The 26,088-nt window shown below is 49.6% G+C and carries 26 protein-coding genes, 2 riboswitches and 2 other annotated features; of the genes, 3 read left to right on the forward strand and 23 right to left on the reverse strand.

All coding sequences use genetic code 11. The features are described from left to right. Window positions 1-130: 130 nt before the first annotated feature. The 3 genes from sucD to NZD86_RS14065 form a co-directional block, all read right to left on the reverse strand. Window positions 131-1,033, reverse strand: a complete 903-nt coding sequence (gene sucD / locus NZD86_RS14055) for a succinate--CoA ligase subunit alpha (RefSeq protein WP_268042652.1) — start codon at window positions 1,031-1,033, stop codon at window positions 131-133. Between the two features lie 12 nt (window positions 1,034-1,045). Continuing rightward, on the reverse strand, window positions 1,046-2,200 hold the full coding sequence (gene sucC / locus NZD86_RS14060) for an ADP-forming succinate--CoA ligase subunit beta (protein WP_268042656.1): 1,155 nt from the start codon (window positions 2,198-2,200) through the stop codon (window positions 1,046-1,048). 146 nt (window positions 2,201-2,346) lie between these two features. Next, the gene (locus NZD86_RS14065) at window positions 2,347-2,736 is read right to left on the reverse strand and encodes a hypothetical protein (RefSeq protein ID WP_268042658.1); all 390 of its coding nucleotides are present in this window, start codon (window positions 2,734-2,736) and stop codon (window positions 2,347-2,349) included. 121 nt (window positions 2,737-2,857) lie between these two features. On the opposite strand from NZD86_RS14065, the gene NZD86_RS14070 reads away from it, so the two are divergent. After that, window positions 2,858-4,354 carry a YifB family Mg chelatase-like AAA ATPase gene (locus NZD86_RS14070; protein WP_268042660.1) on the forward strand — a complete coding sequence of 499 codons (1,497 nt, stop codon included), beginning with the start codon at window positions 2,858-2,860 and terminating at the stop codon, window positions 4,352-4,354. Window positions 4,355-4,524: 170 nt separating this feature from the next. Beyond that, a complete protein-coding gene (locus NZD86_RS14075) occupies window positions 4,525-5,292 on the forward strand; it encodes a hypothetical protein (protein WP_268042663.1) in 768 nt (255 codons plus the stop codon). A gap of 134 nt (window positions 5,293-5,426) precedes the next feature. Here the strand turns inward: NZD86_RS14075 and NZD86_RS14080 are convergent, their stop codons facing one another. The 9 genes from NZD86_RS14080 to NZD86_RS14120 form a co-directional block, all read right to left on the reverse strand. Continuing rightward, the gene (locus NZD86_RS14080; RefSeq protein ID WP_268042665.1) at window positions 5,427-7,262 is read right to left on the reverse strand and encodes a PAS domain-containing sensor histidine kinase; all 1,836 of its coding nucleotides are present in this window, start codon (window positions 7,260-7,262) and stop codon (window positions 5,427-5,429) included. Window positions 7,263-7,443: 181 nt separating this feature from the next. Next, the gene (locus tag NZD86_RS14085) at window positions 7,444-8,127 is read right to left on the reverse strand and encodes a Na-translocating system protein MpsC family protein (protein ID WP_268042667.1); all 684 of its coding nucleotides are present in this window, start codon (window positions 8,125-8,127) and stop codon (window positions 7,444-7,446) included. A gap of 559 nt (window positions 8,128-8,686) precedes the next feature. Continuing rightward, window positions 8,687-9,187: an HNH endonuclease gene (locus tag NZD86_RS14090; RefSeq protein WP_268042669.1), complete on the reverse strand. Its 501-nt coding sequence runs from the start codon at window positions 9,185-9,187 to the stop codon at window positions 8,687-8,689. Between the two features lie 279 nt (window positions 9,188-9,466). Continuing rightward, on the reverse strand, window positions 9,467-10,057 hold the full coding sequence (locus tag NZD86_RS14095; RefSeq protein WP_407655257.1) for a DedA family protein: 591 nt from the start codon (window positions 10,055-10,057) through the stop codon (window positions 9,467-9,469). Between the two features lie 432 nt (window positions 10,058-10,489). Further along, window positions 10,490-12,334: a methionine--tRNA ligase gene (metG, locus tag NZD86_RS14100; protein ID WP_268042673.1), complete on the reverse strand. Its 1,845-nt coding sequence runs from the start codon at window positions 12,332-12,334 to the stop codon at window positions 10,490-10,492. 90 nt (window positions 12,335-12,424) lie between these two features. After that, the gene (locus NZD86_RS14105; protein ID WP_268042675.1) at window positions 12,425-13,189 is read right to left on the reverse strand and encodes a tetratricopeptide repeat protein; all 765 of its coding nucleotides are present in this window, start codon (window positions 13,187-13,189) and stop codon (window positions 12,425-12,427) included. Next, window positions 13,167-13,691: a glycosyltransferase family 2 protein gene (locus tag NZD86_RS14110; protein WP_268042678.1), complete on the reverse strand. Its 525-nt coding sequence runs from the start codon at window positions 13,689-13,691 to the stop codon at window positions 13,167-13,169. Before NZD86_RS14110 ends, NZD86_RS14105 begins: the two co-directional genes overlap by 23 nt. Window positions 13,692-13,797: 106 nt before the next feature. Continuing rightward, a complete protein-coding gene (locus NZD86_RS14115) occupies window positions 13,798-14,091 on the reverse strand; it encodes a hypothetical protein (protein WP_268042681.1) in 294 nt (97 codons plus the stop codon). A 203-nt stretch (window positions 14,092-14,294) separates the two neighbouring features. Further along, a complete protein-coding gene (locus tag NZD86_RS14120; protein ID WP_268042683.1) occupies window positions 14,295-15,323 on the reverse strand; it encodes a retropepsin-like aspartic protease in 1,029 nt (342 codons plus the stop codon). Window positions 15,324-15,575: 252 nt separating this feature from the next. Then, window positions 15,576-15,806 (forward strand) — a binding site (T-box leader). Between the two features lie 36 nt (window positions 15,807-15,842). After that, window positions 15,843-16,076 (forward strand) — a binding site (T-box leader). A 63-nt stretch (window positions 16,077-16,139) separates the two neighbouring features. Here NZD86_RS14120 and NZD86_RS14125 point away from each other — a divergent pair. Next, window positions 16,140-16,442 (forward strand): chorismate mutase, encoded by a 303-nt coding sequence (locus tag NZD86_RS14125; RefSeq protein ID WP_268042685.1) that lies wholly within the window; start codon window positions 16,140-16,142, stop codon window positions 16,440-16,442. Window positions 16,443-16,540: 98 nt separating this feature from the next. Here the strand turns inward: NZD86_RS14125 and NZD86_RS14130 are convergent, their stop codons facing one another. From NZD86_RS14130 to NZD86_RS14180, 11 genes are all read right to left on the reverse strand, one after another. Further along, the gene (locus NZD86_RS14130) at window positions 16,541-17,389 is read right to left on the reverse strand and encodes a LysM peptidoglycan-binding domain-containing protein (protein ID WP_268042687.1); all 849 of its coding nucleotides are present in this window, start codon (window positions 17,387-17,389) and stop codon (window positions 16,541-16,543) included. An 8-nt stretch (window positions 17,390-17,397) separates the two neighbouring features. Next, window positions 17,398-17,541, reverse strand: a riboswitch (cyclic di-AMP (ydaO/yuaA leader). A gap of 160 nt (window positions 17,542-17,701) precedes the next feature. After that, on the reverse strand, window positions 17,702-18,091 hold the full coding sequence (locus NZD86_RS14135; protein WP_268042689.1) for a YraN family protein: 390 nt from the start codon (window positions 18,089-18,091) through the stop codon (window positions 17,702-17,704). Beyond that, window positions 18,057-18,320, reverse strand: a complete 264-nt coding sequence (locus NZD86_RS14140) for an EscU/YscU/HrcU family type III secretion system export apparatus switch protein (RefSeq protein ID WP_268042691.1) — start codon at window positions 18,318-18,320, stop codon at window positions 18,057-18,059. The genes NZD86_RS14135 and NZD86_RS14140 overlap by 35 nt, the downstream gene beginning before the upstream one ends. Then, window positions 18,317-19,669 carry a hypothetical protein gene (locus NZD86_RS14145; RefSeq protein WP_268042693.1) on the reverse strand — a complete coding sequence of 451 codons (1,353 nt, stop codon included), beginning with the start codon at window positions 19,667-19,669 and terminating at the stop codon, window positions 18,317-18,319. The genes NZD86_RS14140 and NZD86_RS14145 overlap by 4 nt, the downstream gene beginning before the upstream one ends. After that, window positions 19,662-20,318: a ribonuclease HII gene (locus NZD86_RS14150; RefSeq protein WP_268042695.1), complete on the reverse strand. Its 657-nt coding sequence runs from the start codon at window positions 20,316-20,318 to the stop codon at window positions 19,662-19,664. The genes NZD86_RS14145 and NZD86_RS14150 overlap by 8 nt, the downstream gene beginning before the upstream one ends. Window positions 20,319-20,512: 194 nt before the next feature. Next, window positions 20,513-21,409 carry a ribosome biogenesis GTPase YlqF gene (ylqF, locus tag NZD86_RS14155; protein WP_268042697.1) on the reverse strand — a complete coding sequence of 299 codons (897 nt, stop codon included), beginning with the start codon at window positions 21,407-21,409 and terminating at the stop codon, window positions 20,513-20,515. A gap of 99 nt (window positions 21,410-21,508) precedes the next feature. Then, a complete protein-coding gene (gene rplS / locus NZD86_RS14160) occupies window positions 21,509-21,853 on the reverse strand; it encodes a 50S ribosomal protein L19 (RefSeq protein WP_268042699.1) in 345 nt (114 codons plus the stop codon). Between the two features lie 155 nt (window positions 21,854-22,008). Continuing rightward, on the reverse strand, window positions 22,009-22,149 hold the full coding sequence (locus tag NZD86_RS14165; RefSeq protein WP_268042701.1) for a hypothetical protein: 141 nt from the start codon (window positions 22,147-22,149) through the stop codon (window positions 22,009-22,011). Between the two features lie 62 nt (window positions 22,150-22,211). Next, window positions 22,212-22,341: riboswitch (cyclic di-AMP (ydaO/yuaA leader) on the reverse strand. Between the two features lie 36 nt (window positions 22,342-22,377). Next, window positions 22,378-23,166, reverse strand: a complete 789-nt coding sequence (locus NZD86_RS14170; protein ID WP_268042703.1) for a hypothetical protein — start codon at window positions 23,164-23,166, stop codon at window positions 22,378-22,380. After that, window positions 23,163-24,821 carry a hypothetical protein gene (locus NZD86_RS14175; RefSeq protein ID WP_268042706.1) on the reverse strand — a complete coding sequence of 553 codons (1,659 nt, stop codon included), beginning with the start codon at window positions 24,819-24,821 and terminating at the stop codon, window positions 23,163-23,165. Before NZD86_RS14175 ends, NZD86_RS14170 begins: the two co-directional genes overlap by 4 nt. Next, entirely contained in the window at window positions 24,814-26,088 is a 1,275-nt protein-coding gene (locus NZD86_RS14180) for an O-antigen ligase family protein (RefSeq protein ID WP_268042709.1), read from the reverse strand. The genes NZD86_RS14175 and NZD86_RS14180 overlap by 8 nt, the downstream gene beginning before the upstream one ends.

Consider the following 26,088-nt stretch of genomic DNA (forward strand, 5'->3'; position numbering starts at 1 on the left):
AGACTGCTTTGATTCTGATCTCTATTTTGAGTGGACATGTCCAACTTCGCGATAACGCATGCGAAAAAAGCCATCCAGGATATGAAATCCTGAATGGCTTTCTCTCAGAAACTCTCTTTACCAAATCAACTTAGTGCGTTTTGCACTTCTCAAGCAGACCGCGTTCTTCGATCACAGCATACAAAGTAGAACCCATTTCAGACGGCGTCGGTGCAACACGAATGCCACACTCTTCCATCTTCTTGATCTTGGATTCAGCCGTACCTGCACCACCAGAAACAATCGCACCGGCATGTCCCATGCGGCGTCCCGGAGGCGCTGTTGCACCAGCGATAAACCCAACTACAGGCTTCTTCATGTTTGCCTTGACCCATTCAGCCGCTTCTTCTTCAGCCGAACCACCGATTTCACCGATCATGATGACTGCTTCCGTATCAGGGTCTTCGTTAAACATTTCTAGGATCTCGATGAATTCAGTGCCCTTCACCGGGTCCCCGCCGATACCTACAGCCGTCGATTGCCCAATGCCGCGAACGGTCAATTGATATACGGCTTCGTATGTCAAAGTTCCGGATCGGGAAACGACACCTACCTTGCCCGGTGTGTGAATATAACCAGGCATAATGCCGATCTTGCACTCTGCCGGCGTGATGACACCTGGGCAGTTTGGTCCGATCAGGCGAGTGTGACGGCCTTCAAGATAACGTTTTACTTTGACCATATCCAAAACTGGAATGCCTTCGGTGATGCAGATGACGAGATCGAGCTCGGCGTCTACCGCTTCCATGATGGAATCTGCTGCAAATGCTGGCGGAACGTAAATGACGGATGCGTTCGCACCAGTTTGTTCAACCGCTTCTGCAACGGTATTAAACACAGGAAGTCCTTCGACAGTTGTGCCACCCTTACCAGGCGTTACACCGCCAACCATTTGGGTGCCATATTCCACGGCTTGTTTGGTGTGGAACAGCCCTGTTGATCCAGTGATACCCTGCGTGATGACTTTTGTATCCTTGTTCACTAAGATGCTCACGGTATTCCCTCCTCACACAAGCCCGACGATCTTCTGTGCCGCATCTGCCAACGAATCTGCAGCAACAATGTTTAAGCCAGACTGGTTCAAAATTTCTTTACCTTGCTCAACGTTCGTCCCCTCGAGACGAACGACCAACGGTTTTGTGAGACCAAGCTGTTTGGCAGCGTTGACAACACCGTTTGCAATGACGTCGCACTTCATAATACCGCCGAAGATATTCACGAGAATGCCTTTCACGTTTTCGTCGGAAAGAATGATCTTAAACGCAGCTGTCACTTTCTCTTCGTTTGCGCCGCCGCCAACATCAAGGAAGTTGGCCGGTGAACCACCGTAATACTTGATGGTATCCATCGTTGCCATAGCCAGACCAGCGCCGTTGACCATGCAGCCAATGTTGCCATCGAGAGCGATGTAGCTCAAGTCGTATTTCGAGGCTTCGATTTCCTTTGGATCCTCTTCATCGGTATCGCGAAGTTCTAAAATGTCCTTATGACGGAAGATGGCGTTGTCATCGAAGTTCAGCTTTGCGTCCAACGCCAATACGTCGCCGTCACCTGTGAGCACGAGCGGGTTGATCTCGGCGATCGAGCAATCCTTCGCAATAAACGCATCATACAAACCAGTCATGAATTTAACAGCTTTGTTGATCGCTTCTTTTGGAAGCTCAAGTTTAAAAGCGAGATTACGCGCTTGGTACGGAAGCAGTCCTACCGCCGGATCGACTGTTTCACGAAAGATTTTCTCTGGGTGCGTGGCAGCGACTTCTTCGATCTCGACGCCGCCCTCTTGAGATGCCATCATCACAATGCGACCTTGTGCCCGGTCCAGTACAAGACCTATGTAGTATTCCTTTTTGATGTCAGTCAGCTGTTCGATGAGCAACCGCTTGACAACTTTCCCTTCCGGACCAGTCTGATGTGTGACAAGCGTTTTACCGAGTAGCTCGCGAGCATTCTCTTCTACTTCGTCCAAAGACTTGGAGAGTTTTACGCCGCCTGCTTTACCGCGGCCACCTGCATGAATCTGGGCCTTTACGACAGCCTTGCCGCCAAGTTCCTTTGCAGCAGCGACAGCTTCTTCAGCGCTGAACGCCACTTTGCCTTGTGGAACTTGCACGCCGAACTGGGCTAAGACAGCCTTTGCCTGATACTCGTGGATGTTCACGTGCCATGTCCTCCTTTGCACCATCAATTACAGCAGACAAAAAAACTGGACGAAAGCGACTTCGTCCGCTGTATTGTCCATGAACAGCATAGAACACATGATGCGTATTTACAACTTTTCTTCATTGGCGATAGTAGCCAAATTGCCTAACTGAACAAGTGCAACAAGGAACACAAATACGCAATGACAAACGCCCCGGCATTGAGAAGCAGTATTCGTGAAGCGGGTCGGGTTGAAACCGCATTCAACCAAAGGCCACAGCCGAGTCCCACGGTGCCTACAAACATGGCCCAAATTAACGCTTGCGTTCGCCATGCAATCGGCAGTAATCCAACAACAGCAAGAATCACAGTGGCGCCCATCAGTCCATAACACAGTGCACGCAGGTATATGTGTTTGTCCATCTGAAAGGTTGGACGTAAACGTTTTCCAGATGGATCTTTGCGGCGACGGTTTTGGTAACTACGGAGGTCCACAACCTGTCCACGACGGCGATCCGAATCGTTCCGATTTGATCCTTTCCGCGGGTTTTCCACAGACTCCCCTCCTCATTTGTTTCGCACAGGGCGTCAGATCGATATGCTTTATTACCTTACATTATGGCTCAGATGTGCCCTTATTGCTATATCTAACGGTAAACGGAAAGGAAGTATTCTCATGCTGGGCACCTCCACGGCAGCCATTCACACAGGAATTCACACGGAAGTGATCCGAATTGAGGCAGACGTCAGCAGTGGGTTTCCTCGTTTTTCCATCGTTGGCCTGCCAGATTCCGCTGTGCGCGAATCAAAACTTCGGATCAGGTCCGCCTTTCGCAATAGCGGCATGCAGTTCCCACAGGGTAGAATCACGGTCAACCTGACCCCGGCAAATTTCCGAAAAAGAGGGTCCGGTCTCGATCTAGCGATTGCCATCGCCATTCTCCGCGCCTCCCATCAAGTACCGGCAGACGACGGAACAACCGCCTTTCTAGCCGAACTTCAGCTTTCTGGCGCGCTGGCGTCAATCGAGTCCGCAGTAGGATTAGCTCTCCGTCTTGGAAGCGGTGACACGAAGCACCTGTTTCTAGCTGATACTCAGGTCGTTCCCAATGAACTCGCAAGTCTTATCCACATCATTTCCTGCAGCCGGTTAGATGAGGTCGTCAAACTTCTCGCACATGGCCGTTTTGACCCGGCCACGGCGCCACGGGCCCCCTCTCCTCCATGTGACCTGACGGGAGTAAAATCAACCTGGCATGCCATCGATTCCATACTGGGTCGGGACGCTGAAAAAAGGCTCCTTGCCATCTCTGCGGCCGGACGCCACCATCTACTACTTGTCGGCCCGCCTGGCATCGGTAAGACGTTGCTGGCCAGTCACCTGGTGGACTTTCTTCCCGATCTCGACGAAAAATCAGCACTTGCCGTATTCGCCCGCAACGAGACCGCAGACAGTCCAAATGCCATTACATTCCGTCCGCCCATACGCGCACCGCACCACTCGCTGACGCTAGCGGGAATGATCGGAGGTGGGTCACCACCTCAACCAGGAGAAGTAACGCTAGCCCATGATGGCGTGCTGCTACTTGACGAGTTATTTGAATTCAACCGGACAGCACTCGATGCACTCCGCGAACCCCTGGTCGATCATGTGGTGCATCTGACCAGAGGGGGCCGAAGCGCAACGCTGCCGGCAGACTTTCTACTTGTGGCAACTGCCAATCCATGTCCTTGCGGTCTGAGAGGCTATGGAGATTGTCGATGCCTCGAAAGCGACGTACGACGGTACTGGGCAAGGTGTTCTGGACCACTGCTGGATCGGATCGACCTAATGATTTATTTGGATCGACAAGATTTTGCTAAGCAATCTCAGATAAGTACAACTTCAGGAAGAGAACTAGTTGATCAAGTCAAGCAAGCACGGACTATTTTGAACAGGGTTCGTTCACAGCGTACTCGCCACGATACGCTCCCTATGAGATTCATGACTCAATCTGCGAAAAAGCTCTTCGAACGGATTGGTCGATCTATCGTTACGTCGGAGCGGTCACGACATCAGCTTCTCTCTGTCTCTCAGACCATCGCCGCACTCGCCGAGCGCGATACAATTGACCTACAGGACTTAGAAGAAGCCATTCAGTTACGGAGTCATCCTGGCAAAGGATCGGTTTGAACGTCTAAAATGCAATATATACGAGTCACCATCACAAAATAATTTCGGGTATATCTACTAGATTCGACAATCTTCACACGAAGAATCATGTATACTGCACCCATCAGGCCTTCGCCAAAACTTGTTGGTTCCATCCACAAATTATAATTGTATAGGAGTTGCATATAGTAATGAGTTGGACGCAAGGACAACCCCCTAGAGGAAATCAATCGCCTTTTATTGATCCACCACGGGATAATAAAGGTCCAAACAATCATACAAAGCCAAACACAGGTCGCAACGACCGAAATCAACGCCAGTCCCCAAACACATCGTATCCGCACCAAAACATGTCCAATGTGGCTGCAACCTTCACGCAAGAAGGTTTGGAGACGTTCTCCTTAATCTTTTCCTCAGCTGTTGAAGCCGCTATTGCGAAATCCCTTCCGGAAATCGTCGAGCGTGCCGTTAAGCGATCAACAGAGGAAGTTCTAAACCGAGCCATGGAAGAAATGGAACGCGTTACATCCAACTTGGTGTCACAAGTTTCTCAATGCGTAGAAACGGCGATGAAGCAGACAACTACATCCATTGCGGAGTCCGAGCAGTCACCGGCATATGAAATCTTAGAAACCGAGGAAACTGCGATCCCTGATGCGACTATGGTAGATACGAAAGAGACTGAGTACATACAAAGTGATGTTGACGATCAAGGAAAGAGTGACAATAGTTCCACATCCGGGCAAGGACGCCTGGCGCGAGAACTTGAATCCGTCATTCAAACGCTGAAAGATGCGGGACGTCCTATTAAGACAGATGAATTGCGCTTATTGACACATGATGTTCAATGGGGAACCAACCCGTCTGTAAAGATGAGTAATCTAGTGAGTAAGTCGAAAGGACAAATCGAACGTGTGAGTCGCGGCGTATACCAGTACAAAACCGTCGTGCTTAATTGACAATCTCGCCTTCCCGGAGCGAAGAATCTAACTTGGCGAATCCCTCGATGGTGTCCCAACAGGTGCTTATTTTCACCTGTCGGGACACCATGTTCGAGTAAACTGTACCCGCGCGTAACGATTATCATCTCGATTTATTCCATGGCATATTGGGTAACCGGCATCGTAATTCTCACTTCAGTTCCGCGATTGACTTTGCTCTTGATCCTCATGGTACCTTTGTGATCGGAAATAATCCGACGAGTAACAAGCAACCCCAATCCCGTCCCCATCGGTTTTGTGGAATGAAATGGTTCGCCCACTTTACCAAGCTGGTCATCCGGTATTCCACAACCGTGATCGACGAACCGAAGATGAACACGGTCCCCCACACACTCGGCGTGCAACTCTATTTCTGAGTTATTTGGACTGGCCTCGATGGCGTTTTTGAGAATATTCATGAAAACCTGTTTAATTTGATTCTCCACACACGGAATGACAATTTCTTTGGCACTGAACCGAGTGTTAATGCGAATATTTCGAATTACTGCCTGCGTCTCAAGGAGTAACGTGACGTCTTCAAGCATCTTGATGATATTCTTTTCTTCGTATGTAACTGCCTGCGGTTTGGCAAGGGTAAGCAGTTCCTCGACAATTCCATTTACACGGTCAAACTCGCGTAACATGAGATCCGCATATTGAACTGTTTTCTCCGGATGTTCTTGAATAATTTGAGTAAATCCGCGCAGAACCGTCATTGGATTTCTCAGTTCATGTGCAATACCCGCGGCTAATTGACCGGCGACGGAAAGCTTCTCGGACTGTAAGAGCAATTGTGTCGTCTGAACTCGCTCAGTGATGTCCCGTTCGATCGTCGACACGGCCACAATGTCACCGTGTGCATTCCGTATAGGTGACAGCGTGACACTGACGTGAATGATGGTCCCATCTCTACGCCTTCTTACAGTTTCGCGACAGATGGGACTCCTGGACTGTTCAGCATCTTGTAGCCACTCCAGAATCTCGTCATGTGAATCTGGAAACGGTAGAGTATTTCCGACTACTTCCTTCTGTGACCAGCCATAAAGATTTTCAAATGCTTGGTTCGCGCGCTGCAAAATTCCGTTTAAGTCGATCAAACAAATTGCATCTGCGGAAGAGTTGAAGATAGCTTCAAATTCGTCTTTCAGTGTCTTCAATTCCCGTTCATACTGCTTTCGCTCCGTGACGTCCCGACCAATTACAAGCATACGGTGCCGATCGCCTTGCTCCCTGAAAATAGGAATGGTAATCGTATCGAACACGCTCTGTGGTCCATTTGAAGGAGAACAATGGGACTCTTCACGGACGATCGTACCATTTTTCCAAATGTGCGTGTCGTCTTCGGGTATGATCGTGCTGCTCACCGGACTGTGCTCGAATATTTCTTCAGTGGTTTTCCCGGCCCATGATTTGTCCCGTATAGAGAACAATTCAAGTGCTTTCTCGTTTGCTTCCAGCCACCGTCCTTGGTTGTCCTTAAATACGACGACATCGGGCATGGCGTTGATCAATGCAAACAACTGATTTTCTCGTTCTTTTCTGGCTTCCTCTGCTAATTTGCGATCTGTGATGTCCGTGCTGACGGAAATATACTGGTGTGGCGTGCCATCGTCACTCAAAAAAGGCACAATGGTTGACTGCACCCACAGTGTTTCGCCTGCCTTATTGTGACTCTGTGTTTCCCCACTCCACACACGTCCGCGCAGTAATGTGGAGTTCAGTGAATGATCAATATCCATTTTCTGATTTGGATGAAAAACAAACCTGTAGTTCCGGCCGAGAACCTCTTCGCTCTGAAATCCAGTCACTCTGCAGTACTTATCGTTAACGTACGTCAATCGGCCGTCTCGATCGATTATCGTTACAATACACGCTTCACTTAATGCAACCTGAATGTCCGTCAAAACTTGTAGCGCGTGTTTAAGCTCTGCTTCCACCCGTCGAAACATGTGATTCACCTCGCCTTAGTGGTCTCCATTAACAATATGCAGTTCATCTTCCATTCTGGACGACTTATCACCTTCTGAACCCAAACTATCCCTAATGAGCAAAGATACCCGCACACCATACAGCGGTGTGCGGGCGTCTCACTAATCCGATGGACGTTTACAACAAGAAACGTACCACTCTTTATTTCAATTTAAAAACCGTTAAACATTTGTCGAGATGAAAATCCCAGTCCACAAATGTGCCTGTCACATTCCTCCCATACAGCGTCTCAAATTGTGTTCGATTTTGGAGGTGACGTAATTCAAGTCCACGTTTAACATGCTTTAAGTATGATGCGTCTCCTAGATTAATGATTTCTTTTTCCACCGGAAGGAGGATACCCTCACGGACGATGATCAGCGTTCCTGGGTCAATCTGGTAAGCAGACAACGCCTTAGGTTCACGTTGTGTCAAGACACTGACATCGAGAAATTGCGTCAGTAGTTCATCATTGACCTTAAACAGGTCCCTTACCCGCCCAAATGCCTCCCTGGTCTTGGCAACAGCGACAATCAGTCCAGAGCGGTTCACAAGAGACCAATCATAATACAGTTCCTCAATGTCTTCACCCGTGATTTCTCCGATGCTGCCCTTTATGTCTGGGCTCAATCGACGCATGAGTGTATCTCGCATTTTGATAACTGACCGTTCTTGGCCCTCTTCAAGCAATATTTCTTCCACTGGTGACAAAAAATCAACCAGGTGTATAATGACGAACTCATTTCCCAAGGACACATACGCGGACCTCGGTCCTCTTCCAAACGAATCCCGGAACAAACGACCTATGTATGCTCCAATCCTTTGCTGCATGAACGTTTCTGCCATAGAACCACCTTGATAAGAGCGACTGATAGATTATCTTGATGCCAAATGTGGCCGTTCCTTATGTTTTGTCGGTCGTATCTTGATCCTCGTTATCCTCCATACAGATCCCCATTGGATAGTTAATACCCTCCATACGAACGAATCCGGTTTTGAAAACTGAAGACATCTCATCAATCTGTTTTATCGATTTGCACCGCATGCAATAGGCTGCCCTTTGGGGATTTTCCATGTTTAAGCACCGCCTCTCTGGTAACAATGTGATTACGATAAAACCAAGAAAAAAGCCGAAACCAAACGCTCATACGTTTGATTTCGGCTTATGTCTAGCTTTATCTCTAGCTCATTTCCACCGCATGTTCAGCTTTGATCATGTTTAAGAATGCTTCATCGCAGACGCGAATCAACTCTATCGAAGTATTCTGGCACGTATCCTAGAGATGACCCCGTACCATTGTCCACGTAAGGAAAGGCTATCTCTCCTTTCCTCACATCTAATAATAACATAGATTTGTCAGAGAACCATTTCAATACCCTGAACACGATTTTGTCTTGTCTCACATCATTTTTCCCTAAAATCCTTCATCCGTTGAACAAACGCACATGCAATTTGGTAACGCTCCACAACATACTCGGCAAAAGGGGAGGGAATTCCCTCCCCAGCCAGTCGTTCTAAAAACGTATACGCGTCCTCATTTCTGCGCTTTTGATTACACGACTCACAAGCGCAAAACAAATTCGACGGATGGTAGGGACCGCCCTCGGAGTAGGGAACAATGTGATCCACTGTATTGGCCGGTTCACCACACCACAGGCACGTACCATTGTCGCGCTTAAACACGATTCGTCGGTACTCCGCGTTACGCTCCGGCGCGTCATGGAGAACGAGTACGCCATGCTGAGTCCACCTTGCCCGACCCGCTCGAGTCTCCTTATTAGCCCGATCCACCGTACAAGGCGTGAGAATCTTGCCTCTTGCACTTTTGACTGGAACGATCGACTCACGTTTTAACTGATGTCCGCAGGACGGGCATCTAAACTCTGCGGCCACCAAATCACGCATAGACCATATGCTTTTACAATCGGGGCATAACCCTTCGGCTTTCCGTACCACATTCACACCCTCAGTAAGTCCATCGCGATGTTTCTCGATCTCAACCGCAAATTATCTCAACCATAAATGTGTACGTCTCGTGGTCATGAATTGGATGAATGGACTATGTATATAAAAAGGCCGGTGCAAGCGCACCGGTTGTTTCCCTTTCGACCGTTTTAAACTGCCCACGAAGCTAAACTGTCTGCCCTACCTATACGATTTAACGTTCCCACTATATGATCTATCTCAATGAAGGTTGTTTTTTCTCCTGCTCCATACATACACGACAAAGGCGACAACTAAGATGATGGCCAAATACGTAAGCAAATGCATGTCGTGTTGAATTGTAGACGAGTTTTGTCCAAGCTTGAACCCTGCAAATGATAGAACGGCGACCCAAGGCAACGATCCAAGTGCTGTAAGGAGCGTAAACCGACCAAGTGGCATCTTGCCAATTCCAGCCGGTAGGGAAATAAATGTTCGTATAGCCGGCAACAATCTCCCGACGAACACAGCCCACGCCCCACGACGTGCAAACCATACCTCCGCCAACTGTAAGTGCCGCTCAGATAGACGCACGTATTTTCCGTATCGGTTGAGGAGCGGTCGTCCACCGTAACTCCCTACAAAATAAGCTATCAGCGACCCGACTACATTGCCAAGCGTTCCCATGATAATGACCATCCACAAGTTTAAATGCCCAGCAAATGCGAGGTACCCGCCAAGTGGCATAATTACCTCACTCGGGATCGGAATACAGGCACTCTCCAAAAGCATTGCCACAAACACACCAATATACCCACCGGAGTGAACCCAATGCTCTGCCAAAATTGACATGTGACTCAACAATTTCACCTCTCGTCTTTTCTCGGTACAAAGACGGCTTCACCGTCAAAAAAGTTCACTCGTAGAATCCTAAAACAAAAAAAGGCCTCTCCCCTTATCAACGTTCTTGCGGGAGAGCGCCACTTAAATATCAAGCCAAAATCTTTTTCAATGCGTTGTGCAACGGCTCTGAATTCAATATCGTCAGCTTCTGTTTGATGTCCTCATCGTCGGACATGCCAATCAGGTGCAGGTGTTTATGATCGTGACAATTTGGGCACCGCGAGCAACGTTCGTACGACGCCGTGTCATACCCGCATTTGGAGCACACATAGACAAATGATTTCACATGTCATCACCCAAAGTGATTATCACGTACGTCATGTGTCGAAATCCCGCGAATGGCGAAGTCGTTTACCTAAATGTTTCTACAAAAAACGGGCTTCATGGTCCAAACTTGTCTTTGCATTGCTCAATTTCCTCGTTATCCACGCGAAGAAACAGTAGTTCGGGTACCCGAAATGGTCGCCCTTGATGCAGCTTTGTGAGACTGCATGCTTCTAAAAAAGACTGTCCACGCTCTTCGCTCGTCAACTCCAAGCATTCAAAAATACGTTCACATGTGGCAGGTATGATTGGGTGTGCGCACACAGCAAACAGACGAATCAGTTCAATGGCCATACGTAGCACCCTTGCGGCGCTTCCCTGGTCTACCTTTACTAACGCCCAAGGTGTTGTCTGGTCCAAGTACCCGTTGCCAAGTGACCATAGTGACTTCAAGTCCTTGGCGGCTTTTCGGAACTCGGTCCGATGCAAGTTGCCCCGATATGATTCGACCAGGGCCTGACATTTAGACTGCAGTTCGGCTTCGATCTCGCCGAGGACACCCCCCGCCGGTATTCGTTCACCAAACTGCGACGCGGTCAAACGAAGTGTCCGATTTACGAAATTCCCAAAGTTGCCCACCAAGTCCTGGTTGATCACTTGGGCAAAACGCTCCCATGTGAAACTCACATCGTCTGATTCGGGACTATTCGAGATGAGAAAGAAACGCCATTCATCAGCACTCCTTACAGTGAGTGCAGCATCGAGAAAAACCCCTCGTTTCTGACTGGTTGAAAACTTCCCGCCATAGTATGTGAGCCAATTAAAACTTTTGATATTTGTCGGCAGCGTCCACCGTTCACGTGTACCGAGGACCATAGCAGGAAAAAACACTGTGTGAAACGGTACATTATCCTTCGCCATGAACTGGGTATATTCGACATCGGAGGCTTCATACCACCAAGTCTTCCAATTACGCGTTGAAGGTTCGGCATCGGCCCATTCCTTAGCCGCAGCGATGTATTCAATTGGCGCATCGAACCACACATAGAAGACTTTGTCTTCGAGACCTGGTTCCGGAACTGGAATACCCCATGTCAAATTCCGAGTAATACACCTATCATTCAATCCTTCGTTCAGCCACTTCAACGCTATCGACGAGGTCAGTCTCGACCAGTTTGGATGTGACTCAACCCACTCGCGAACTTCTTCGCTCAACTGACTGAGACGGAGGAATAAGTGAGTCGTTGAGCGGACCTCGAGGTCGGTGCTACCTGAGAGAGATGACCTGGGCTCCAGTAAATCAGTGCCTTCGAGGACGGTGGTACAGTTTTCGCACTGATCTCCCCGAGCCGCTTGGTATCCGCATTTCGGGCAAGTTCCAACTAGATAACGATCCGGCAAAAACCGCCCGTCCTGTTTAGAATACACTTGCTGAATAATCCGCTTTTCTATGAATCCGTGTCGGGCGAGTTGATGATAGAAATGTTGCGTCAACTCGTGGTTTTGTGGAGATGAGCTCCGTCCAAAATGATCAAATGAAAGGCCGAATCGCTTGAGAATGGAGGCTTGAACGTCGTGCATTTTATTGCAGTAGTCCCGAACAGAAACGCCTTCCTCTAAGGCAGATAATTCAGCCGGTGTGCCGTGCTCGTCTGTCGCACAAAGAAATAAGACATTGCATCCTTCGCGGCGTAGAAACCGAGCATAGACATCCGCTGGTAAAAGGGAACCTGCTAAGTTGCCCAAGTGCTTGACCCCATTGATGTATGGCAGTGCGCTCGTGATAAGGTGTTTCGTCATGCCAGTAATCATCTCCCCGTCGTGATCGATGCAGATACACAAAAAAACGCCATGGGCAAATACCCATGGCGCGCGCCTCGATATGACCTGTAAAAACAGGACTATTCGCGGTGTTCTAGCCGTGGGCACGACAGGCGCATGCTCATTGAACGCATCATCCATTGCATGTTAGCCATCTGTACCCACGTCCTTTCGTCACAAAATCACATCTTGCAGAGAAGTGTATAGGAGTTGGCAAACAGATTCAACTACTTATTTTGCTTCTGAGTTGATCTTGATTCGTCTGTCCAAAACGTATCGAGCTTGCTCTTCAATTTTTTCAATTTGGCTTTGAATGCCTCCATTTTGGGGGAAGATCTCGAGCGCCTGTTGATATAAGTCACAGGCCTGTGCTAAATCCCCCATTCCAATGGAAACGTTGGCGAGGCCAACTTTGTATTTCCACGTGGGAATCTCCTTGTCGAAATTTACAAGACCACTATAGGACGGAGAAACCTCTTTCGCGACAGTAAAACCATCTCGAGCCCGCCGTAGCAAAGTCAATGCATACGAACTCTGCGCTCGAGCGAGTTCGAACCATGCGTTCGGATACTCCGGGTTTGCCTGAACACTCCGAATAGCCACAGCTACGGCCTCCTGTGCAAGCCCTAAGTTCAGAAGTGCACGGACGAGATGCACTCTCACCTCAGGCAATCTCGCGTAGTCCGGGCATGTCGGTGCCAATTCCTCGCAGCGAGAGAGCATCTGGACTGATTCCTCCAATCGGCCACTGAAATACAATTCCCGGCCTAGGAAGCCCAGAGAAGGGACATCGTCGGGCTCTTCCGCCAACTGCATCCGCAACAGTCGAGTATTCCTCTCAAGCTTCTGTTTGGCTGTCATGATCTCCGGCAAGTAACCGTTGTGAGATAGCCGAATTCGAACAACAGGGTGATCGTATAGGGAAGTAAAGACTCCGTTCACGTCACGTCCGATTTGTTCGTGAATTCGACCCTTAAACCGGAACTGATATTTCATTTGAAAGAACCGCGACATAGTTAGGCAGTGTGAAATGTCCAATTTGGTCCATGATGACAACTCTGCCGATCACCGGCTGATCCAAGAGCGAGAGGAGACCGGCTGCCCTGTGAACAGATGCAACATCATCAGGATGTAACCGCTCATCAGCATCAACACACAGGACCCAGTTCGACGTAACCTTAGATAACGCAAAATTCCTCGCTTCACTAAAGTCATCGCACCAATCAAAGGAATATACTTTTGCTCCTGATTGCTTTGCGATGCATGCTGTATTGTCGACGCTTCCCGTGTCCACAACAACGATTTCATCCACCGCATGTCGTAAAGCCATCAGGATTTCTTTCAGACACTGCTCTTCATCTCTCACAATCAACGCTGCACTAACAGAAACAGTTGGAACAGCTAATAAACGTGTCATTTCAGGGGAAATTGGTTGCGTACCCCCGCTGGCAAGCCTGTCCATGCGCTCCTCGATCCACACACTCTCCGGATCAAGCAACCATGCTCTGTCATAACCCGAACTAAGCCCCTTTAATGGAGAATCTGCTACTGCGTTTCCCTATGTAAAAGTCCCCTCCAAAACGCGAGGGGGCGTACATGCACAATCAGATAATAAACGGTCTGGGCCAAATTCCGTAGACACCACCGTAGGGAATGAATAATCCTGGAGCCGGCAAAAACTGCGTTTGAACGATATCACTCGTGTCGGTTGGCCCGTAAATCCCCATGTCTAGATCGGTATCAACCATAGGCCTTCCGTCCGCCAAGCGGGTATGATGAACTAAAATGAATCCATCACGCATAGCACGATGAACAATTCCCTGGTGGACCCCATAAACAGAGTGACAGTGGATCCACTGACCAACAAACTTATGAACAGTCTCCTTCGTGTATCTCATTAACACCAACCTCCGTGTAATTGGATGCCATAGGATACGTGGGTTTGTGTCCATGTTCTTGTGCGAATGCCTAAATCCGCTTATTGTCAGAGTCAAATGACACGGCTAACATTCGGTTGATTTGTAAAAAAACAAGAAAAGCCCGCTAGGCGGGCACTATCTCGACGATATCTAAAATGTGTAATGAGTAGGTATATCGAGACCTACTTAAGAATCGTGATCGTCTGGTGCTTTTGTGAAACAAGCAAGTCGTAGCCGTTATCCGTAAAAAACTCGTATCCAAAAAGGGGCGTTCCAGAGTAGTTGTCGTCAACGATACAAGGAACATCATTGAATACGACGTCACCTATACTGACCGTGAATTTGCTCAAATAAGCATTGTCCATCCCGCCGACTCCTTGTACTTGAATGTCACCTAAGTTCGGCAACTTCAGCGACTCTGCCAGCTGTTTTGTCAGTACCGGTTCGTAAGCACCGGTGTCCAATTGAAATAAAACAGCCTGTCCACCTGCTTGTGCATTGAACAAAACCGCATTGTCGTAGATGGAAATGGGCACTTGAGTAATGACGTGGTCATCTGATGGTATTGCCGCCGTAGTGGAACTTGTCGCTGAGAACGTCGGGTGAACCGTTGCAGTTTGCGGTTTGCCGCTTGGATCCTTCCACGACACACTAAGCGTGACCGTCTCCTCCGCTGTGTCGTTTAGTGAATCTAACCATGTTCCGTCGTAGGCTGATTGAACGGTGACAGAGTGCTGGGTTTGATATCCAGACAGAAAACTCTGGCCTGATACGCGGATTTGCATGGTCTGATTAGGCACGGGTTGGTCGCCGTCCAGCAGAATGATTTGAAATGGGTCCGGGCTACCGACATGACCGTCCTGTTCATCAATTAAAATATGATAGTGATGCGAGACAGGCAGTGAAGTGAAGTTGAAGGCACCGGAATGTAATTTTGTCGCCTTCACTTTTGGAGCAGCGCTCTGCCACGGTAAATAGGTGTTGCCCTGATAAACAACTCCTTGAACCGTACCTCCGGTCACGGCAAACTTTCCATCCCCAAGATACGCATATGGGGTTTTGAATTCCTGGAGAACCTTCCACTGAAGGTAAACTTCGTTACCCACTGTAATGGCGGGAAACGAATGTCCATTTACTTGTGCAGGCACGAGGCCGGATGAACGCGGCAGGGTCCCAGCGTATGCTTGACCAACAAGGCATGGAAATGTCATAGCGAAAAGAGACAAGACCACAGTGGTACCCATTTTACGTAAAGACTTCACATTTCGTGCCTACTTTCCCAAGTTGAAGATTTTTGTCCGTAAAACGATTCGGCCTCACTGCACGCCTATCCTGCATTCGCAATTGTATTTCCTGTTAAAAATGTTTGAACACATTCGGACTCGCGGTAAGTTCCTAGGCCCCCAAAAACCGCTTGACATTTATGTGCCAGCTGCAGTACTTTATTCAATAAATTCAGAACGACAAAGGCATTGATGGAGAGAGTACGAGTTTGATTCAGTCAAGAGAGTCGGTGGACGGTGCAAACCGACCTGAGTCAACCAGCGGAAGTTCACTCCGGAGCCGCCAGGCGAACACCTTACGTGGTCATTAACCTAGGCCGGATACAAACAGCGTGTATCCGTTATGACAATGAAGTGGAGGCAATTTCCTCTATTTAGGGTGGTACCGCGAGTTGACATCTCGTCCCTTTTGGGGCGTTTTTTTTTTTATTTTCACAGGTTCATAGTCAAATGGCTTAGATGGAGAGAGTACGTTCATGAGTTCGTACAGAGAGTCGGCGGAGGGTGCGAGCCGATCCAACTTGTGAACCGAAGTTCACTCCGGAGCTGTTCGGTTAAAAACTGCTTCAGTCAGTTGAGTAACCGTAACCGGGAACGTCGCCGTATCCCGTTATCCGAATGAAGTGAAAGACATATCTCTGTCTTTAGTTAGGGTGGTACCGCGAGAACCTCGTCCCTATGGGCTACGAGGTTCTTTTTTTATACCTGGACAACTCACCTCAGTCAAAGGATGGTGTCTGCCAAATGGACGAATTGTCTAGAGAGCTTGATGAATATCGTGAACAGATTGACCAACTGGACACAGATTTAGTGGCGTGCCTCTTTCGCCGCTTCCAAGTAGCAAACAAAATTGCCGAGGTAAAGCACAAGGTCGATGCTCCAGTGAATCAGCCGCATCGAGCAACCGTTGTCGAGCGACATTATATTGAGTTAGGCGAACAGTTTGGAATAAGCGCTGACTTTCTTCAAGATCTGTACCGATTAATTCATGCTGAATCGTGTCGAGTACAGGAGAGACCAACTTTCCAGTCGCACAGAGAGCGCTGAGATATTTCTATAAACAAATCAAGGGTGTCCCGAAAAGGCTAAACGATTGCCTTTTCGGGACACCCCCCAGATCACAGTACACAAGCAGCTTTTTCTTGTTACTTTGCGAATACCAGATTACCAATTTGACGGATGGTCGGTTGTGACCATACCCAACTGCCTGCCGGTGTCTTCGCGGGATTGTAGAAGACCATTGCGCCCGGTATAACATCCTGGTGATTCTGGAGAACATCGAGTGCAGCTTGATCGCTTAAAGCCGTTGGCGTGTGATAAATGAAACCATTCGCTACGCTCGTGAACTGATAATGTCCGTTACTGATTTGAAAGACGACGTCTTTAACGGTGTGTCCATATCCGCCCGCTTGCATACGGTGAAGGATGACGTCACCAACAGCGATCTGTGCTTCTAGAGGCTCCGCGTTCGCTTCAGCACTAATGACATGTTCCAACCAATACAGATCCTGCTGATTGACGGTGGATACACGTGCGGAGTGGGCTGGGTTTTGTGCCGTGACCTTTACTGGCGCTGCCTTTGCAGACGTATGCGCCACAGGTTTCGAGAAGGGCGCCGCCTTGGTCGGAATGACCACTTGGGTACCAACCAACAAGTTCACCGGGTTGAGTGATGGATTAGCCGCCCTTAAGCTCGATGGACTTACATTAAACTGTTTGGCAATCGTCCAAAGCGTGTCGTTCTGTTGGACTGTGTACGTGTTTCCTTCATTGGGCAATTGCAACACAGTTCCAACCAACATGTTGTACGGGTTGATCGATGGGTTTGCACGTTCCAAAGACTCAAGCGGGATGTTGCGGGCATGTGCAATTTTCCAAAGCGTGTCCCCCGGGTGGACTGTAAGCGTACCTGTACCTGCGAAAACAGTAGTGAGACCCAGACCCATGACAGCGGTAGCCGTCACTGCACCAATACCAAACTTAGAAAACCCCAAAAAACTCAATCCTCTCGTTTATACGCCTTCGAGGTTAGTTGTCGGATTCGGATGACGAGACACCCGTCGCACAGTGCGATTCACCCCAGGTCCGCAGACCAAAAATCCCCCGTACATCACATCACTGTGTGATGATTCGGCTTAGTATTGTCAGGACCGAGTATACCAACGGACTCTACTAAGGGAAATGATAAATTATTACCATGCGTGTTTTGCGCTCGATTGGCAAACTGTCTAAGCGCAAGGGATATTTACCTAGGTGTTGCTGGTTAAAGGGGGTGTGATAGTTATTGGGATTCTTCGTGCGGAGCTTTATTCCGGGAAGAGCCGAACGTGATCGATAGACTGCAACAAGCACCCTTGTCCATACGTGAGCCCAATGACATCTAGGCAAATAGCACGGTCATCCACGTCAAATGGACACCGGTGGACATACAATCGTGCCTGCTCGGTCAACCGCGCAACCTTCAATGAAGTAACCGCTTCCAGTGCACTACCGAAACGCGTCCCTCGTCTTGACTTCACCTCGACGAACACCACTTCCCTAGGTGTGCAGGCTACGATGTCGATCTCGCCATATCGCGTGCGCACGTTCCTTTCGATCACGTTCCAGCCAAGGCACCGCGTCAAGTAGACACACGCCGTCTCCTCCCCTAAAATTCCGAGACTAGCGGGAGCGACGATTTCCATATTGATAGACATACGCTAACACCTCGGCTACGGCTTGATACAGCTCTGCGGGAATGACACTATCAATCTCGAGTGAAATGAGCGCGTCAACGAGTTCTTTGTTTTCCATCACAGGGACTTCGTGGCTTGAGGCGGTTCGGATAATTGCATCCGCAACTTCTCCGGCACCCTTGGCGACGATGCGCGGAGCCTCTTCCCGCTGTTTTTCGTAGCGCAATGCAACTGCTCTGCGAGTTGTCACTCTTTTCCCTCCATCTCATCTGTTGTCGGCTGACCAGCGGTCCAGCCAATCAGTTCCCATCCTGCCGCTTTGAGAGGTGCTGTCACAACAGACTCTCCTCGTTCCAAGTGTGTGAGGAGCTTTCGGTCGTCAGTGACGAAATGAACAAGCAACTGCGGGCGAGAAGCTGTCACGATGCAAGTCAAGGGACGTCCCGACACTTCCAGGTCAAATCGCACCCTGTGAATGAGTTTGCCGCCCGTCCCCACCCTTGTTTGCCGCTGCGCCGTCCACTTGACAGCGGTTTGAGGCGACTCGTTACCCGTCGGCGGAGCTGCTGACGTGAAAAAGAGTCCAGCCCCTTGGCGTTCATAGGGATTATCCAAAACGCTCGATACGAGTCGATCCTGAACCACCCAATTCTCTAACCGCTGTGCATCAGACTTGTCGTGCGCTAGGGCAATGGTGTCTTGGTTCATCGACGAGAATGGTAATACTGGCGGATCGGGTTTAAAGTTCATTTGTATTTGACCCGATGTCCTGTGCGCCTGTGCGCTGGAAGCCGTAAGAATCGTCCACAGTTGTCGCACCGCAAGTTCAGCTTGATTCATTTGAGGGTGCGTCATTTCACTCGATCCGGCCGCAGCCTGATTGGTAGTTGCAGCCCCAGGTGAAGCTTGACTTCCCGAGTTGCGTACCTGTTGGCCATCAACGGCCCTTGCCGCATTACCCGGCATTCGATTTTCTGGCGCATTTTGAAATTGCTGTTGATTGGAGGCGTGCTCAGTTTGACTTTGCGACTCCAGAGATTGTACAAGTGTCCGGTCAACATTCCCCGCAACTTGAGCCTGTCCCGTTGATGCCGTTTGATGGGTGGCATTTGAAGGCATGACATGCTCCCGGACACTTATAGGGCCGGTAGCTGAGTCACGCCCATGCTGAGCAACTACCTTGGAGACGTCATTCACACTGTCTGCATTGCGCGTACCGTACGGGTTCCCTTGCGAAGGACCCTTCGATGCCTCGCTCGCCCCGGACTCCACTGAAGGACTGGGATTCGCAGCTTCACTGCTTTTAAAGATGTCGTCCTTGGTCAGCTCTTGGAGAACAAGCAACTTCCAAGCCCATTCGGCTTTGAGCAATTGCGGATTCTGTAAGATCTGAATAGGAACGTGTTGCTCCAGCGCAAACAGTTGTTCGGCCGTCATATGAACCGTCTTGGCCGTCTGGTCAACGCGTCCCGAAGTAGACGAAGTAGCGGGCTCACTTTGGTGCCCTTCTCCCACACCACGGCCAACAGGCGACGTTCGGCTTAATTGTGACAAACGATCCGTCACTGACGAGATATGCGGAATCTGCCCACTATCCATTCAGTACCAGCCTCACCTGTCGCGTTTGAGTTTCTCGAACGGGCGCGAAGCTCATGCGATGATGCACAGTCGGCCCATACATTGCCAAAGCCTCGAGATGCGCTTTCGTCCCGTAACCAACGTGCGTATCAAATCCATACTCCGGAAATGCCTCGTGAATTTTCTTCATGTACGTGTCTCGGTTGACTTTCGCGACAATAGAGGCAGCCGCGATGGCCAACGACCGAGCGTCCCCGGCGATAATGGGTAGGCATGCGAGATGTGTATGTGCTGGATAATTACCATCCACCAAGACAATTTCCGGTTGTGATGACAGACTCGCTAGTGCGCGACCCATGGCAAGCTGTGAGGCCCGCAGAATATTCAATTCGTCGATTTCTCGCACGTCTGCATATCCGATACCGACGCCGACAGCTGTGCGCATAATTATATCGGCAATTTCGTTGCGTGTTCGTTCAGTTAAACGTTTTGAATCATCCACGAGGGTCCAGTCACGAACGTCAGTTGGCGGGATGACCGCAGCGGCGACGACAGGCCCAGCCAAGCATCCCCGTCCCACCTCATCCACACCGGCATAAACGGAAGCCGCTGCCATAGCGGCATCAAATCGATGGCGCCGCAAGTGGGTATTGCCGGCTGACTTTTTCATCAGTGCACCTCCGAGATGATTTCCTCTAGTCTACATCCGGCAGCATCATTCGCATAGCCGCATTATGTAAAAAAGCGAATCCTTCAGTAGAAGTCATTGCATAACACCAAACATAACGCAAATAGGTGAGACATGTACACCTCACCTACTGTCAAACGTATATTATATTCACCGCGATCGACGAAAATCCTATCTCAAGTCTCCACATTCAACTGCCGTTCTGGCCATTCCAACGTGATGCGACCGAGGATACCATCTTGCACTTCCTTGATCACCATCCGCGAGACCCGTTCCAGATCCACTTCCCCACCTTTGACGAGCATTCCACGGAGCTTCCCGATGGTCGTAAAGAGCGGTTCAACCTGAGGCCACACCGTCTGCATATCTGACCATTCAATGGGTGTAATATCCGTCAACTTATACCGATCCGCCAACAACTGCGGATACCGAGTTGACGCAAATGTCAGAAAGTATGCAGCTACCTCTTCCACGTCATAGATCTGCTCTTTGATGGCCCCGCTCAACGCCAGTCTCAGCCCCTGTTCTGGCGTATCGATCTTTGGCCATAGCACACCCGGCGTATCGAGTAACTCGATGTCACCCATTTTCACCCATTGCTCCTGCCGAGTGACGCCCGGCTGATTACCCGTTTTCGCGATCGATCGGCGTGCGCTCTTGTTGATAAAGGAAGACTTACCCACATTGGGAATCCCAACGACCATAGCCCGAATAATGGTTCGCTTAATTCCACGTTGTTTGTCTCGGTTGATCTTCTCCGATGCCACCTTAAAGAGCGCGTCACGAACAAGGCCAAGGCCTTCGCCGGAGAGCACGTTGGCGGCGACAGCTGTCCGTCCGTGCGTTTCAAAATATGTACGCCAAGCTTCTGTCGCATCGGGATCGGCCAAGTCCGATCTCGTCATGACAATGATACTCGGACGACGCGTCGATAATTGTTCGAGCACCGGATTTCTGCTGGAAATGGGCAAGCGAGCGTCTACAAGTTCGATCAAGGCATCGACCTGACGAATTCGACTCTCCATAATTCGGCGGGCTTTGGCCATGTGGCCTGGATACCATTGTATGGTCACGCACGTTTTCCTCCAAGCGTTACTACAAGATGTACGGGAATGGATGATGTACGAAGAATAAAAGCGCGGAGGGGAACAATCCCCTCCGCCCTTTTGAGGTTATCTCCGGATTTCCTTGATACGAGCTGCTTTGCCGGAACGACCGCGCAGATAGTGCAACTTCGCACGGCGAACTTTACCGTGACGAGTCACTTCAATCTTGTCGATTTTCGGTGAGTGCAACGGGAACGTACGCTCCACGCCTACCCCGTAGGAAATCTTACGAACGGTATATGTCGCGCTGATACCAGAGCCACGACGGCGAATCACAACACCCTCGAAGACCTGAATACGTTCGCGCTGACCCTCGCGGACTTTTACGTGCACGCGTACCGTATCACCCGGACGAAATTCCGGAACATCGTTACGGATCTGGTCTTCGACTACTGAACGTAGCAAATTCATGGCCAGACCTCCCTTCACACAAGTGTTCGTGCCCGTGTATCGCGGCAGAGGACCACTGTAATTACCCGACGTAGTTTAACACATTCATACCCTTTATGCCAACATAATAATCAAAAAAGCCACCGCGAGGTGGCTTTGTTCCAAAGCGACGATAGTTAGCGTTCTTCCACAGGACGACTTTTCATGTCGTCATTTACTTCATTCGTCTTGCCCGGTTTTGATGGTGACATCCGCCGTAGCGCATGCTTAATTTCCAAATCACGTACATATCCAGGAAGTTCTGGTTTACTGATCACGCCGGACCAACTCCTTGACTGAAATTACCCAATTCAGCCAAGTCCCTATTTGGACTGCACAACGCAAATACCTACAACGCTTACGGAGTTAGCTGACGGGTTCGGGTGTAGGAGACCCTACGCACAACGTGCGATTCACCCCAATTGAATGGTTTCTCCGCTTCCAAATTCGGAACTCAGCGACTGGATTACGTAAACTATTATACGTTGATTTGATTCCAGTTGCAACTATTGTCCTGTGTTTTCAAGCTGTTTCACCAGTGAGTTAGGAATTTGAATCTGTGCAACTTTTTCCTGGTCCAAATCATAGAAGAGCGTGCTCGTGTTCGTTGCGACGGGTCCCACTTGATTCACGCTATTTACGGATTGAGTTTGCACCTGGCGGATATAACCTGACGTCTCCCCAACGTAAAAGATGTACTGAATCGGTTCCTTAACTGCAACTTCGCCCTTCGACTCCAAGGCGCTCAAACTCTGCAAGAATGCCGGTACAGTCGCTGTACTGTCTGGCATTGTGACACGGTATACATCGCAATACTCATCTGTCACGTAAGTGCGATTCATCTTCTCGAGCGGTAAGTTGTCGGCCATCGCGGCATGAACAATTTGTTGATAACCACCGAACGCATCGATATTCGACAACGCGTTCGTTTGGTTCCATTGCCCCTGTTCATCCGCGTAGGCAACCTTACCCTGCTGATAAAAACTGATGTTGAAGTTGTTTTCATGAACTTGGACGGAAATCTTATCCGGCAAGTTGACGGTCCCATAAACCGTGAAACTCGTGTGAGAACTGCCGTTTTGTAAACTGACCGTCGACTGAATCTTATACATCGACGCAGCACTTGTCTTAGCCACCGCCTGTGCAAGAGCGGACCATGAGACGTTCGTTTGCGTTACTTTGGTCGCCGTAGCCGAAGCGATAGATGGGCGCTGAACAGAAGGTGTACATCCCGTCAACCCAGCGAGGCAAACTGCTACCATGACCGCGCTTTTTACCCGGAATTTCTTAGTCACGAGCGGTCCCCCTCCTTTTTCGCCCTGATACGGACAACCCATCCGCCAACGATGACGACACCCAAGACGATCAAGGCAATGGGCAATACGGGAAGGTTGTACTTCTGCAGAACCAAGAATTCACCTGTACCGTAAATGGACACGGCGAGTTGGTGTGCACCACCATTCGATAGTGTAATAGGTGTCACGTTGACAACGTTTGTCCGAAAAACTCGCCAATCACGTTGTAACTGTCCAGAATGTCCGTTCGCGCTCGGCACAAAGTGATAGGCGCTGAAATAGCGCGTTGGTGCATTACGCACAGCTGACGGATCGTTGGTAACGATTTGTGGCGTACCCGCGTCGCTCAGGACCGTTTCGAATCGGAATGTCGGGCTGGTCGCTGTGTAAACTGTCTTCCACGATCCCGTTCCATCCACCGTCAAGATGTAGGCCGGTGATGCATTGATGAAGACTGCGTCCGTTCCTCCGCGCGTCAGTGGTCCGCACATGACGTCATTCGGAACTGGGTTTTGCGATGTCCCCCTATACGTCGAGATGACTTGTTGTTTGTCGAGATCGACAACTTGAAGATCGTTGTTTCCGACGAGCAGGACTTCGTTTGCCCCGACTGAAGTAAAGTGGCCCTGGCCAACCACACTCGTTGCGTTCACGGGGATGGAAACGGATTTGCCGTTGTACGTTCCATTCAAGTGCCCGCTTTGAATGTACCAACCAGATTGTTGTGGCTGAACGCCGAGTTGGCTGAGTGCATTCCGCCAGTCTGTCAGCTCTACCTGTACAGCCTGATTCGAGACGGCCTCCATGGTTGACGCGTAAGCTGCGGGATCCATTCCTGCTTCAACTGCTTGGTTGCTGGGCAAATTGGGCGATAGGTATTCATCCACTTGCCCGTTTACAACGTACCAATGAGCCAATTGGAACGGGAAAATGGACGGAATCAGTTGCAACGGATTGGCTTTAGCCAAGTCCTGTGGTGATGGTGTTGTGCGTTCGAGATGACCGTTTACGTCCTTGAATTCGACAAACTGATATTCGCCGCTGGCGGTTTGTAGTACATTTTGCAGGGCATCTGGTGTATCCGTCGCCTGCCCAACCAACTGTTGAAGCAATTCAGTCGACGGAACGAAGCCGTTGACCGTGATGAGCGCATCGCCTGTCGGCGTGTGTATGACGGAAAACGGTGCATCGTCGAGGTCGTGAGGATTAATGTGTAAACGGCTTTGCTCCACCACCTTGAATTGTGTGAGAAACGGCCAGTCGCTGAACGGCAACACAGCGTTTGCCACGATAATCCCAACCGTTCCAAAGAACAGGGGCACGAAGCGGACTCGACCGAACCACATGGCGATGATAAACAACCCCAAAGCCATGACCACGGTGACAACAATTGTTTTCGCAAAACTAGAAAACGCCAAAGCGGACAGACCCTGTCCCAAGAGCAGACTGAACAACGTAAAGCTAATCCAGGGTCGACGAGCTCGGGGGTAAATAGATGTCAACCAAACTAGGACGATCGCGGCCACTGCAAGAACACCGTATACCGCCAAGTCCTGGACAAGCGGGCCAATTAACCACACGGCCAGCGCGTTGACAAATACGCCCCAAAGGAGATAACCGATAACACGAAGGATTTTTACCGAGAGGTTATTCATCTTGTTTCCCCCCGTCGTCCGGTTGTAAACTTCTGCCCCAAAGTAGGAATAGGCTGACCGTCATGATGTAAATGACCATGGACGGTGAATACTCGAATACGTTCTCCACGAAATTGTGAATTAGCATCGCCATGATCCCAGTAAGGCCACCAAGTGCCAAAAACCTCTGCCGGCCCGACGCACGTTTGACAACTGTACGGATCATTTCACGCAGAATGCTAACATGCATGGAAATGAAGAGTACCAAACCTAGTAGACCAGACTCGCCAAGAATCTTCGCGTAGTAGTTGTCTGAGTAGATTGAGTAACCAGCTTGAGACGCGATAGCACCTCCGTAGCGCCCAACGCCAACACCAAACAGGGGATTGCTGGACATCTGGTCAAATGCCGTCATCCAGCGGACGATGCGGCCACCTTGTGTCGATTTGATCATGTAGACAGGCGAGAAAAGGTCCATGATCCGGTGATGAATGGGCGGAAGAAAGAAGCCGATAACAGCCACAACTGCGATGACAATAAGCAATCGCCGCTCAAAAATGACTGCCACAACCAGGACTGCCAGTCCGAGCCCCATCCATGCACCACGTGTATACGTAAAGAGCAGAGTCAATAAACAGCACAATCCACCGATCCCATATACCCATTTACGCAGCCGGTTGCGTTCGAACATGAACAACCCAAAGATAACTGGGACCATGACTTCCATAAACGCACCCAACTCGTTTGGGGACTTGAGAACGGAGAAAACACGTGTTCGGACGTTCTCAGTGACGTCTACCCAACCTGATGGAATCTGTGGCTTGAGTGCGTACTGGATGACACCATGAACACCAATCAGAATTGCCACACCACCCAGGGCGTATAAAAATTTTGGCACGTCCTTGGGCTCAATCACAAACGGCATGAGTAGCCCAAACAAAATATAGTAGATGTCCATGCGAAATCCATTGAACGCAGTGGAAGGATGTCCGAGACCAACGAGTACGAGAGCAAAGGCGTACAGAATGTACCAGCCGGCAAATTTACTCCACGCGAATCCCGCCGGTCGATGTCCCCGAATATACCGGTTCAACGCAATAATGGCGAGCAAGATCAAAACGACCTTGTCCCAAATCGAACCGAGCGGAGAAATCGGGGATAGCCGTAAAGCGTAATCTATAATTGGGAAGGCAATTAAAGCGTATATACACCATTTTGCGATCCGTTCGCCAAACAGCTTCGGCCCACCATTCCCCTCACTTGCTTCCAGGTTTACCTGGTCCTGCAT

It is taken from the genome of Alicyclobacillus dauci, from assembly GCF_026651605.1.
GTDB lineage: Bacteria > Bacillota > Bacilli > Alicyclobacillales > Alicyclobacillaceae > Alicyclobacillus > Alicyclobacillus dauci.